The sequence below is a fragment of the Thalassobacterium sedimentorum genome, from assembly GCF_031127905.1.
In the GTDB taxonomy this organism is placed as follows: Bacteria; Verrucomicrobiota; Verrucomicrobiia; order Opitutales; family Coraliomargaritaceae; genus Thalassobacterium; species Thalassobacterium sedimentorum.
On sequence record NZ_JARXIC010000040.1, the window covers coordinates 1 to 13,338 of the forward strand.

Here is a 13,338-nt window from a genome sequence, read left to right on the forward strand (position 1 = left end):
CCATAAAGTCGCGCGCTATAGAGCGAAGGCCTGTAACGTCATATTTTTTTATTTCGCTATCCGATTACCCGGAATCGCGAACGCGTAGATTCATATTTTTAAGCGAGAGCACCAGGCAATCATAGAAGGCGAAAAAGTACAAGCTTAAAGTTTAACAATGTAGAATTATATTGATACTATTGTAGTACGCAGCAATTTTCGACAAACACCTCTCGAATCGCCTCAAGATATTTCATGCCATTTCTCATATCTGGCTCTAAATAGCTACCTTCAGTCCATTCATTCCAAGCATTAATCGTCAAAAATGGAGCCGGAACTGAACTAGCTTCAAGCCGGGCTTTAACCATCTCCAATGCAGTCTTAAAATTTTCAGGCGTATTATAATCAACTACATACATAAAAGGATAACCTCGATTTTCGTATGAATCCGACTGAACTGTACGCGGGGAAGCGTCCCAGCCTACCGTCACATTCGGGTAATACGGTTGGTCATATTTAAGCTCAGCTTCATCCCAATAGTTAAAGAACGCATCTCGAATTTCATTATATCCAACAGTCGGGAAGTTATCTGTAACATAATGATGAATCCATACATATGAATTTACGCTATCGAACCCCAGCGCATCGACCAACATTTTTGCATCAGTAGGAGCGGTCTCACCAGGAACTATCGGATTGTTCCAAACAATCGCATTTAGATGTAAATCTTTAAACCCGGCTGCCTTAACCTTTTGTCGAAACAAATCCAATAACTCACGTGTCTTCTCAACACTTCCGAAACCACCAATCAATTTAGTTAATTCATAAATAGAAAAATACGGGCAACCGTCAATCAACCAATATGATGGATGCTTAAAATAGCGTTCAATACACACATCCATAATCTCCTCAAAAGTCGCAGCAGTCACCGCCCCTGGATATAGCAAAGTAGCATTGTCTAGCGCATTATCGCACGCCTTCATGGGATGAATATCCATCCAATCGTGATTAGCCCACATCAATGAAAATTTAATACGATCATTATTGGGTGCTTTAAGAAACCCCTCATCCAGTCCACGCTCAAGGAAGGGGCCATCATCATACCAATACCAGTCAAATATAAAGGTATCAATTCCATGATCTGCCGCGGCATCTATTTTCTGAGCCATCTGCTGCGGATCTGCCTCATCAGTTTCCCCCCAAGCTGGTAGGTTGGGTAACTCATGCCCATCAAAGCGAGGCTCAGCACGCCGGACTAATTCCCACTCCGTCCAATGATTCCCATGCAGCGCGCAGTTACGCGCATCAGAATGGAAATTTGGGAAGTAATAGACCGCGACCTCAGGTTTTCTTAAATTCATGTACTGCACAGTATACACATATGTAAACGTAATCACCATAAGACGCCTGCCATTCACTAGCACATCTGCGCCAATTTCACTGAACAACGGTCAACGATCGCTCAGCTACTAGAATTCACACCTCTGGCGCGCAACTTACCGCTCCGCTCATCGCAATAGATAATGATAAACGCACGCTTCTTTCCAAGCACAGTCCATTTCGAGGAATAGAACACACGCCATTGTGTCGCATCATCCATATATGCCATCTTTATCGGCACACGCCGCATTTCAGTTAGATCAAAATCTGTCTCTGACAGTTCAAACGCCAAAGAGAGGACAGTCTTGAGATCTTCCTGTAATGTATTGGTCTGTATCCCTTGACTAACTAATGTTAAATCATGCAAGCGATTGTCCACAAGCGACGATGGGACTGTGCTCATGATCCTCAAATCAGAAAGACTAGTCAACTTACTGAGTTCTCTCACAAACCTGGCATTAGTAAGATCATAATCGCCCCCCCCAAGGGACCTGACTCAAATCGATCTCAATCAATAGTGCCATCAATATTAATGATCGAAGCCACGACATAATCAGCCAGAAGATCCACACTCCCCGCTCCCAACAACACTGGTGCACGAGTAGCATCATTAGGACCATTCGCATTACCCCACACGCCAGTCCAATGCCACGTGCCGTGCTTGTCACGCGCTGATCAGCACCTGCATACTTCCGTAATTCACCAAGCGCAATCGAAAGTCCCATCACGGCATTACTCTGCGCTTTCAGTCTCTTTTTTTTTTGCTACTGACACTGCTTTGCGTTTCGACCTGCACCAGAGTGCTAATTGACACAAAACAAATCCTATCAGACTCAAAACGATGACCAAGGCAAAGCCACTACGACGACTGCTCTGCGTATGCTTTCAGACATACACCCTAGGAGATACTTTGAACTATAGGGTATGTAAACATGATATCTATTTTTCTTTGAGTTGAATATTAGAGGGCGTCGTTCATTCGCTCGGTGTAGCCAAATGCTCGCCCTCCGCGCACAACCACCTCTTATTCCACAAACCAGTAACAAGTGGGTCATTGAGCTCAGAAAAAACATCATACACATGCTTCCGATACTGTTGGCACAACTCCGAATCTTCGTTATCAGCCGCAAGGTTATGCATCTCATAAGGGTCCGTCTCGAGATCATAGCATTCATCGATATCTGTCGCATTCCAGACATACTTGTATTGGCGATCACGAATCATACGCTGACAATATAATCCAAACTGCTGACCATTATAGGAGCTAAAAGCAAATTGCCGCGGATCCTTGGCAGGCTGTCCAATTAATTGCGGCAAAAAGCTCTTTCCTTGATAGCACTCTGGGACTGGCAAACCTAGCAGATCCAACAGAGTCACTGGCAAGTCCAGAAAATGACTAAGAAAATCTCGACAGGTTGTCCCAGGTTGAATCACACCATCCCAACTCACTACCATAGGAACATGTGTTTCTTCTTCATACATCACATAATGCTTGTCCATCTGCCGGTGACTACCGGCAGCATCCCCATGATCAGTGGTGAAGATGATTAACGTGTCCTGCTTGAGCACCCTTGACTTTAAGGCATCCAGTACTCGGCCCACAGCATCATCGACTTGGGAGATCACACCTAAATAGCCTGACATGTAGACCGACCATTCATCCCAAGTCCAGTCTTCTAAGCACCAGTTTCGTACTTGCTGCTTTTGTATGTATGGCTTCCCTTCGAAACTTTCGTCAAAGTTCTCCCAAGGAGGAATCATCTCTGGTGGATACATTGAGGCAAAGGGTTCCGCAGGCACACACGGCAAGTGTGGCTCTGAGAAATCGAGACGAATATGCCAAGGAGCCTCCTCCCCCGAGAGAGCATCTATTTTTTCAACGCATTTCTGCGCGAGCACGTGCGTATGGCACTCCTCCACAGGCAAGGTTTCATAATAACCAATCGGAAATTCCGGCCACGGATTATTCGAAATCGGATGCTTTAAGGCCTTATGCGGTGTTTCATAATTATCATTCGGAGGTTCTTCAAAACTGTCGTAGCCAAATGCTGTCGGGTCGAGATCAGGATGCACATGCCACTTGCCCAAATAGGCGGTGTTATACCCCGCTCCCTTTAATTGCCGCCCCCATACGGGGCGTTCTGAATCAATGGAGGGAATAGGCAATGAACCCCCTCCTCCATAATTCCACAGCCCAGTGTGCTGCTCTGGCATCATCCCAGTGATCAAGCTCTGCCTAGAGGGGCAGCAACTCGGAAGCGGCGTGTAGGCCGAATCAAATTGCATACCTCCAGACGCTAACGCGTCGAGATTGGGCGTTTTGACCATAGCATGCCCCGTGTAGCCAAGCGAGTCATAGCGCAGTTGATCGACATTGATAAATAATATGTTCGGCTGACGAGTCATAGTGGTAATCGCTGATTTATATGCACTGTATCATGGGAGCAGCCAGTAGGCCAGAGGGATGTAGCACCGGATTCTCCTCAAATTCCTCACCTTCAGTAATCCAATTCTGAGGCCAGTTCCTAGGGCGCTTTTCCACTGCGTCGTGCAACGGGCCAAAGGTATTACGGCGGGTTAATATGACTTCCACATCAACAGATGTCCCTGATACATCTGCCTCAAACGGATCCCAACCAATCACCTGCCCATTGACTTTCACGCATGCTCCTGAGACCTCCGGTAAGCGAATACGATTCGCAGCTTTCGGTAATGGTAATTGATAAGTGACTGCACCCGAATAAAATGGAAAGCCTTGCTCACAAAGATCCCCCACCTCCAGCTTAGTGGCGATAGGAACTATAGTTCGCTGTATACCGTTCAACTTCACACCAAATTCGCCAAGTAAATACACTGCTTCCACATTGCTGTTTTCAGTATAGCGTGTCTTTAGAATGATTTCATTACTACCCAATTGCAGGCGACCTTCCGGAATACGAATCCGGTGAAATGCAATATCGATCCACCGCTTCGAGTCAGACAAGCCAATTGGCTTACCGTTCAATTCAACAGTGAAATTTTCAGGCTCTTCAATCACTAGATCGATCCATTCAGGCAAAGTCTCCACTTCAAAGGTGTAGCGGAGTGCCAAATCACACAATTCCTTCACGGGGTTTTGCGCGACGAACCATGGTTGCAGCATTTGGCCTCCGCGCCGCATGATACCGTGAGCATCACGAATCTGCTGATCAACTTTAAGCACTTCAGCTTCATTTTGCCATTCGCCACCGTCCATTTGATAAGCAGCAAAATCAAGTACACAAACATTGGGTTCTGATAGCATATAATCAAACGAATGGTTAAGAGATATGGTGAACTTTTCATCCTCTAGTAAACCCAGCGCAGGGCGATCTACTTGTTGAGATTCGGCATTGGCCACCCAAAGTTTCTGCCCTCCCACAGGGAAATCAGTTTCGAATACCTGCCAATCACCTTCACGCTTAGTAATCACTGAGAGCACCTCACCACTGACGCAATCCCACTCTACGATAGGTAGTTCGGTCTGAATACGAACGGTTACACTCTTGCGACGTTCGCTCCGATCCACATTCAGTGCCGCGAAGACCAAACCTCCGTTTACTTTGCGCAATTGTCCAAACACATCAGGGGCATCGACAGTCGCTAAAGCAGTCGGAACTGCAGCCAACACGGAAGGCTTAGTGAATGGGACAGTCTGAAATTTTGATGACTCAGGATTGAAACGTGATGACTCCAACGCATCCACATGAGTAGGCGCGGATCCGGCAATTACCACATGACCACCTGCTGCAACAAATTGATCAAGCAACTCGAGCGTAGATGAGCGGATAGTCTCCACTCCTGAAATAAGGACGGTCTTATATTTGGCACAACCGACTTGTAACCTGCCCTCATCGACTTTCCCCATCTGGGCGAGCATAGCCTCATCGCCATAGTCAAAATCGACTTGAGACTCTAGCAACCAAGTAAAGAGGGTCTGATAGTTCACCTCAAGGGTCTTGAGATGTTCATCCTGTAGATTCAGCGCTTTAGACCAGCCCAGATGCACCTGTGCCCAAAGACTTTCCACCGGATTGATGACCAGCAGATCACATACTGGCTCGCCTTGCGTCATAATCAGACCAAAACGGGCAAAATAGTCTTCGACATGCCCATAGTCTTTATACCAAGGCGACTGATGCAAGATACTGGCTGGGTAGTCACGCTTGGCTTCGCCACGCATAGTGTACCAAGACAGGTGCTGGCACCGAAAATTGATTCCTAGCAACGTCTGCCAATCTCCCACTGCTTTATGCCCAGCAAAAGGCATCTGCCACCCAGTACAACCATAGAGCTCGGAGAGTAACTGCGTCTGACCAGTCTGTCGAGTCGCTGAACTAAGCTGCTTGACCACCCAATAGCACAAGTTTTCTTCCCCTAAAATATCAATGCCCGGAGCAGTCATATGCTCATAATAACGCATCACCGAACCGGACATCGCTGTTTGAACCGTCAAATTATCTTCATGTAAAACATGACCAGTGAGGACCAAGTTATGCGCCTCACACCATTTCTGACAAGGCATTGCGTAATTTTCGAGAAACAGCTGTTGCAGTAATTCCACGAAATGCCATTTCACGGGTGAAATTCGTTTGCCGTCGACTTGCAAAAAGAGTTCCGGCAGCTTCGGCTTCAAATCATAACCAAAGCGCGCCTCAAACTCCTCGAATAACTTCTGAGTATATGGCGCCGTCATCTCGCCATTTTCCATATACATGGAAAATCCATCAAGTAATGCGCCTCGATGCGGTTCATCTGTGAATATACCCTTAATCGATTTACCGAGTCGGTCACCGCATTTCTGGGCATACTTTTCATGTGTGCATTGCAAAAAGGCTTCGGTCGCCCCACGATTCATCGTATCGATGTAAGTATAGCCGTTATAAAACCCACATTTACCTTGTTCGATAACAGAGAAACGAATCTTCTGCTTGCCCGAGCCTAAATTTGTGCAGACTGCGCCATCGAGATCACACTGGTATTCTGCAATAACATTTGATCCTTCCCCCTCCGGATCGATTTCAAGTAGAATAGCCTTCTGGCGGTACTCAGGATGCTTTGAAACAATCCCCCCGGCTAATCCCGAAGGCCAGCGGTCTTCATCATAAATCCATGCCTCCAAACCAATTTCATCGGCGTAGTCTGCGCAGGCATTGATGAGCTCAAACCATTCCTCTCCGAGGTATTCAGTTTCGAGACCAGTGCGCGAGTGCATAAAGAAGCCCCCCATCCCCATCTCCTTCATCACATCAATCTGGTAAAGGAGTTCCTCTTTTTCCAGTTTGCCGTTCCAGCTCCAGAACGGTTTGCCGCGAAACTGAACAGAAGGATTCAGCCACTGCTGAAAGAGTTTATCGTTATTTTCAATTTTCATATAATAATTCTTAAAATTCGGATGGATCGGTTAAATCCATCAACCAGCAGTAGGCCCGGCCCGACCAGCAGGGAAATAACTGGGGCGCGGGGCAAGTGGGAGCACACCGCCAACATGCCCCGGTTGGTAGCGATCGCTCACGGCATCGCCTGGATCAAAGGGGTCTCCTGTTCGCTCTAACCATTTTTGTAATTCGAGGTGCAGCACTTGCTGCAAGGCCACCACATCTGAATTATCCCGATTCGCCCAAGTAATTAAGTTATCCTTTTGCTGGGGATCTACTTTATCATCGTACAATAACCAAGGGCCTTCAACTGTTTCCGCGTATGTATGTGTGCGCGTCACCACTCCTCGAAATGGAGGCGATGGGATACAATGCACATCAACCGAGAAATTTATAAAAACCGAATCTAACGCTGCAGATTCGTCCCCAAGAATTAAGGCAGACAGATCATCGCCCTGCATGCCTGCTGGAAGATCCACACCGGCCAGCGAAATCAACGAACTAGTTAACTCAATCAAACTGATAGGAGCGTCTGTCACACGATGATCAGGTATCTGACCAGGCCAACGCATCAACAATGGTATGCCGACCGACTCACGCCAGGGTTGACTTTTGTAATACTGCTCATGATTCCCGAGCATATCACCGTGATCAGAAGTAAACACGACAATAGTATCCTCATAGAGCCCCTGCTCTTTAAGCATATCTTCTAGCCGTCCCACTTGTTCATCAATAGCCATAATGTGCGCATAATACCCCGCAATCATCGACTTCTTCGCCTCCATGATCTCGCTCGGAACATAGCAACTATTTGTTTCCATCAATTCAACAGACTCCGTTTGGTAGCGCGCCAACAACTGATCTGGCATTTCTCGATACGGGTCATGCGGTGCACCAATCGACACCACCAGAAAAAAAGGGTCATCCGCCTTAGCTTTTTCGATGATATAATTAATAGCTAAATCCGTCTGATGAATGGGCTCATAACCATCGATAAAAACTGGTTCTGGATCGTCGTTGTAGTAAAACCCACGCATATAGTTATGCGTACAGTTCGCCGTCGCCCAATAGTCGTCAAACCCAAGACGCCGCTGTCCCGGTGGTGTAAATGCGGTGCGCGGCCCACCGTCTAAATGCCACTTGCCAATATAACCACATTTATAACCACTGTCTCGCAGAGCGCCAGCGAATGTAGGACCATCATTTTTCACTCGTAATTCGTTATTCACCACGCCGTGAGACAAGGCATGTAATCCCGTGAAAATCGTACCGCGCGACGGCGCACAAGACGGAGTGTTCGCCACCGCATTGGTAAAGCGCGTCCCCTCTGCGGCTAAGCGATCTAAATTCGGAGTCGCCACATTCTCCACCCCTGAGCACCCCATCGCCGTCGAGCGCATTTGATCGGTCAGGATATAGAGAATATTTGGTTTTTTCATAGTACGCGTTATCTTAAATGGAGTCACTCCCCTCAGCTCTTGCTTCTAATTTATTTTGAATTTCATGGATACGCTGCCGAGTTAACGGATAAAATTTAAAAACCACAGCCGCGCTCAACAAACAAGCCATCGGAAAGAAGGTCAGGAAGTAGCGTAGGCGCAGAATCGTTTCAGGGCTCATACTCTCCGCACCAGCTTCATAGCCCGCAACAGAGAGTAAATAACCAAGGGCTACGCCAATCACGGTAAATGCTAGCTTTACGATAAAACCAAAAGCCGCGGCAAACATCCCCTCACGACGGTATCCATAGTCTAATTCGTCTTGGTCACAAACATCAGCAATGAATGCGCCATTAAGCAACCAACAACAATTGAGGCCAAATCCAAGCATCCCCGCAGGTATTAATTGTAAATACGGTGTGTTCGGATTCACTAAAAAAAAGTTTAATAACATCGCTGAAGCGGCAACAAGTAACCCCAATTGTAAGACCTTTCTTTTATCAAAGATCTGCACTAGAAAAGGGATCAGAAAAGCACTGAGGAACATCGTCACAGCAGTCGTGCTTCCATTCAGCCCTGATAGATTGGCTCCTGCCACCTTGTCGCCCCCGCATACATAAAAAATATTCATATACATCAACAAGGGCCCGACAAAGAAGTTGCCTATAATCACCATCAAAATCATCCCCAACAACAATGCAAAAGGCTTGTTCTTACTAACCAATTTAACGGAGGCGATTAGACCAATTTTCTCATTAATTCCAGTACGGACGCGCTCTTTCACAAAAAAGGAAACTGGGACGATGGCACAAATGATGAAAATTGCGCAGCCCCACGCAACATAGCGCGCTCCCAACACTTCAGCCTTGATCGAGAGATCGGCCGTCAAATCTGAGAAAACAAGTAAAGGTTGTTGATACCATGCCACCGATTCTTGAGCATGTAAGGCGCGTATATACTCGCCCACAAGGAGGCAGCACTTATATATCCAGGGTAATGTGAAAGCCGCACAGGAATTGAAAATTGAACGATATTTCTGAATATGCGCTCGCTCGTCGTAATCATCCGTCAACTCCAGGCCCAAGGCTGTATACGGCACCGAATACACAGTATAAGCTAAATAAAACAAAACACATGCCACCGTCGCATAGCCAAACATTGCCCACTGCCCCATATAGGGGGAGGCCATGTAGGTAAGACCAAAAATAAGCGCCATCAGCACACCACCCCCTAAAATAAAGGGACGCCGGCGACCAAATCGGCTGCGACAATTATCCGACATATTCCCCACGATCGGATCGGAAATCATATCGAAAAAACGAGGAATTGTCATGGCCCATCCAATGAGTTTGGAATCTAGACCAAAACCCATGTTAAAGACTGGCATGAACAGAGTATTTAATCCATTCACAGCCACTTGCTCACTGAAGCCACCCAAGCCCCAAGAAAGCTTTTCCTTCATCGGAACTCGTTTACTGACTCGCTTCATATTACCAATTATTCTGACTTTTTATATGCGATCTAGCGCGACGCGCCTATGACCAACTCACAAGCCGGAATCGTCCAATCATTCACTTCAAAAGTAGTGCTACCACCTTTCCAGCCGAATAAGACTTTGGCCTTCACATTTTCGGGCGGCGACTGCCAAACGACGTCTACACTGCCGTTGCTGCGATGCTCAACCTTCACCCAATCAGCCCCGTCCAAGACTAAGGCGTGGCTCTCGCGAGGTCGATTTTGCTCATCAAGTAATTGAATACGTCGACTCCCAGCCTGCGTCGTCAGAATTTCGCCCTTTTCCAGATGTAAACTGCTAGGCCGATCCACCCCTCTCTTTTTACCTGAACGCGACTTCATTGGATTCCCTTTAAAGTTTTCATTCACAATCGGAAGCAACGCGTCTGTATCTCTCAAATGACCTTCAATCAAACGATCGAGTTCAACCACCTTCTGCGGCATATAATTGGCCAAATTGATTGCTTCAGATGGGTCGCGCTTCAGGTCAAAAAGCTCAAAGGCATCTGACTGAGCATCCATCCCAGCATGATGAAAACGAATCAACTTCCAATCGTCCACTCGCACAGAAGTCGAGGGGGCGCACAATATGCCAAAGATATGCGGAAAATCAGTAAAAATGGGTTGATGTCGCATCGAATCCCCTCTCAGCAAGGGCACAATACTCTGCCCATCCACAAGCTGATTGCGAGGTTGCTTAACACTCGCAAGCTCAAGCACTGTAGGATATATATCAAGCGTCTGAACAGGTGTTTCACAAACAGTATTAGGCTGTATGCGAGTAGGCCAACTTACAATCCAAGGCACTCGGACGCCTCCCTCATACGTATTGGCCTTCCCACCACGCAAGGGTCGATTTGAAGTCCATGGATTCCCCTTAAGCTCATGATGCGTCACACCACCATTATCGGAGGTTAGTATAATCATTGTATTCTCTTTTATTTCGCGATTTTTAGGCAAGTCTAGCCAATCGAGTAAGATACCCACGCTGCTGTCCATGCTCTCCAACATCGTTGCCATTTCGGGGCAACGTTGGTCAGCCTTTGGGTCGCGCAATTTGTTGTATTTTGGCAGCAAGTCTTTCTTCGCAACGATGGGTCCGTGAACGGCATAATGCCACAAATTCAAATAGAATGGCTTGCTCGATCCCTTCACCGAGTCCATCCACCTGACCGACTCTTCTGCCAATCGCTCATTTAAATACTCCCCCTTGGGCCCTGCTTTTAAATTCGGAATTTTATTTTTATATGGAGAATAATAATCTGGAGGGCCAGGCAGTGAACCTCCGCCAATTACGAAATCAAAGCCCTGATGTTCTGCACCAAATTTATTCATACCATGACCAGTCAGGTGCCATTTCCCAATGTGTGCAGTATTGTACCCCCCTGCTTTTAATGCTTCCGCGAGGGTGGTCACCTCAAGCGGAAGATGATTTTTACTCTGCACCAAACCACAATATACACCATCAGCTGGTGGCAACGCAGTCGGTTCGCTCACGCTCTTTTGCGTCACTGCTACTGTCATCCCCAATCGCGCAGGATACTGTCCCGACATGATGCTCGCACGCGTCGGCGAACAAAGTGGGCTCGCCGCATAAGCATCTGTAAACAACATACCTTGCTCAGCCAACCGCGTCATATTCGGAGTCTGATAGTATTTCGACCCATAGGTTGAACTGTCCGCCCACCCCATGTCGTCAATCAAGATTAGGATTACATTCGGTTGCTTTGCTCGCACTTGAGTACAAAGCGACAGTAGGATGACTGCTATGATGAATTTAATGGGGTTCATAATCATTTAATATCCAGTAAATAAGGACCTAGAGTCCAATTATCCACTTCCGGGGCAGTATGCCCTCCACTCCAACCAAACAGGACTTGGGCCGGTCCATTCTTCCGCGAGACATCCCACGAAACCTTCACTGTACCGTCAGGTAAATTCTCAACTTTAACCCATTCTTGCCCCTGATACAAAATCGCCGCGGTTTTACGCTCCACCCCCATTTCATCGATCAGCTGAATCGTTTTCGAACCGCTTACAAAGGGTTGCATAATACGATTCTCTAGACGCAGTGACCTTGGTCGAACCGAAGGAGACTTAATCTTTGAATGTCCTTCTGGAAGACGAATAGGTGGAACCACCTTTCCAGCATAGCTAGGATTCGGAAGGGGGACCAGGGCGTCTGTGTCTTGTAAGTATTCCTCTAATAAGTCATCTAGTTCATGCACTTTCTGAGGGTAATACTCTGCCAGATTCACTGCTTCCATCGGGTCATCTTTAAGGTTGAACAGCTCATAGTAATGCTCTTTCGCATCAGCTCCTGCCCAATAAAATCGAATAAGTTTCCAATTGCCGAGACGAACAAATGACGATGCCGCATTAAGCATGCCCTTGTTATGCGGAAAATGGACGAAGATGGGTTCGTCCTCTTGAGCTTCGCCTTGCAACATAGGAACGATACTACGACCATCAAGCACAACGGACGCATCCGCTTGGATACCTGCCAGTTCCAATACAGTAGGGTAAATATCCGTGCTAACTACTGGTGTATGGCAAATTGTCCCTGCCGGAGTGTGACTCCAACGTACAATCCAAGGCACACGCGTTCCACCTTCGTATATATTGGCTTTCCCCCCGCGTAGCGGTCGATTCGAGCTCCACGGATTCCCATCGATTTCATTATGTATCACCGCCCCATTGTCTGAGGTAAGTATAACAAAAGTATTTTCTTTTAATGCTGAATTTTCTGGCTGATCCAACCAGTTGAGTAGTATGCCAATACTATTGTCCACACTCTCGACCATTGTTGCATACTCAGGGCAACGTTGCCCAGCTCCAGCATCACGTAATTCAACATACTTGGGAAGTAAATCCTTTTTAGGAATGATCGGTCCGTGCACTGCATAATGCCAAAGATTCAGATAAAATGGCTGTTCGGAATCTTTCACAGAAGAAATCCATTGGATCGATTCTTGAGCCAAGCGCTCGTTCAAATATTCTCCCGCGGGGCCCGGTGACAGATTCGGAATCACACGACCAGAATTTGTATCTAGATAAGGGGAATAGTAATCAGTCGGACCTGGTAAGTGTCCACCACCAATGACGAAATCAAAGCCTTGATGCTCTGCGTTGAAAGACTTGTCACTGGCATTCCAATTATCATCACTAGGCGCTAAATGCCACTTGCCGATATGAGCCGTATGATACCCCGCACCTTGTAAGGTTTCAGCCAGCGTCGTCACTTCCAAGGGCATGTTATTTCGATTTTGCACCTGGCCAAGATAATCGCCCTTTTCCGCTGGCAGTGCTCGCGGAACTTCGACACTGCTGGGCAAGATCGCTTCAGTCATTCGCAGCCTCGCGGGGTGTTGTCCCGACATAATGCTTGCACGCGTTGGCGAGCACAGCGGGCTCGCCGAGTATGCATCCGTAAATAACATTCCCTGCTTCGCCAAACGTGTCATATTGGGCGTCTGATAATATTCTGATCCATAAGTCGAACTATCCGCCCAGCCCATGTCATCAACCATGATCAATATCACGTTCGGCTGCTGATTGGCTATCAAAGATACGTTCGCGATTGAAAGCGACGCGATTAGAATAGAGAAGTATTTCGCTAATTTCATTTG

Annotated in this window: 8 protein-coding genes; all 8 read right to left on the reverse strand. The window is 47.0% G+C overall.

All coding sequences use genetic code 11. From position 1 onward, the window contains the following. Nucleotides 1–176: 176 nt before the first annotated feature. The 8 genes from QEH59_RS16110 to QEH59_RS16145 all read right to left on the reverse strand — a co-directional run bounded on the left by QEH59_RS16110 (nucleotide 177) and on the right by QEH59_RS16145 (nucleotide 13,335). A complete protein-coding gene (locus tag QEH59_RS16110) occupies nucleotides 177–1,340 on the reverse strand; it encodes a glycosyltransferase WbsX family protein (RefSeq protein WP_308986412.1) in 1,164 nt (387 codons plus the stop codon). A gap of 101 nt (nucleotides 1,341–1,441) precedes the next feature. Next, nucleotides 1,442–1,762 (reverse strand): hypothetical protein, encoded by a 321-nt coding sequence (locus QEH59_RS16115; RefSeq protein WP_308986413.1) that lies wholly within the window; start codon nucleotides 1,760–1,762, stop codon nucleotides 1,442–1,444. A 572-nt stretch (nucleotides 1,763–2,334) separates the two neighbouring features. Then, the gene (locus QEH59_RS16120; RefSeq protein ID WP_308986414.1) at nucleotides 2,335–3,765 is read right to left on the reverse strand and encodes a sulfatase family protein; all 1,431 of its coding nucleotides are present in this window, start codon (nucleotides 3,763–3,765) and stop codon (nucleotides 2,335–2,337) included. 16 nt (nucleotides 3,766–3,781) lie between these two features. Next, nucleotides 3,782–6,751, reverse strand: coding sequence for a glycosyl hydrolase family 2 protein (locus QEH59_RS16125; RefSeq protein WP_308986415.1), 2,970 nt, complete (start codon nucleotides 6,749–6,751; stop codon nucleotides 3,782–3,784). Between the two features lie 39 nt (nucleotides 6,752–6,790). After that, nucleotides 6,791–8,194, reverse strand: coding sequence for a sulfatase family protein (locus tag QEH59_RS16130; protein ID WP_308986416.1), 1,404 nt, complete (start codon nucleotides 8,192–8,194; stop codon nucleotides 6,791–6,793). 13 nt (nucleotides 8,195–8,207) lie between these two features. Next, nucleotides 8,208–9,656, reverse strand: a complete 1,449-nt coding sequence (locus tag QEH59_RS16135; protein ID WP_308986417.1) for an MFS transporter — start codon at nucleotides 9,654–9,656, stop codon at nucleotides 8,208–8,210. Between the two features lie 59 nt (nucleotides 9,657–9,715). Next, on the reverse strand, nucleotides 9,716–11,500 hold the full coding sequence (locus QEH59_RS16140) for a sulfatase (protein ID WP_308986418.1): 1,785 nt from the start codon (nucleotides 11,498–11,500) through the stop codon (nucleotides 9,716–9,718). 2 nt (nucleotides 11,501–11,502) lie between these two features. Continuing rightward, on the reverse strand, nucleotides 11,503–13,335 hold the full coding sequence (locus QEH59_RS16145) for a sulfatase (protein ID WP_308986419.1): 1,833 nt from the start codon (nucleotides 13,333–13,335) through the stop codon (nucleotides 11,503–11,505). Nucleotides 13,336–13,338 lie beyond the last annotated feature (3 nt).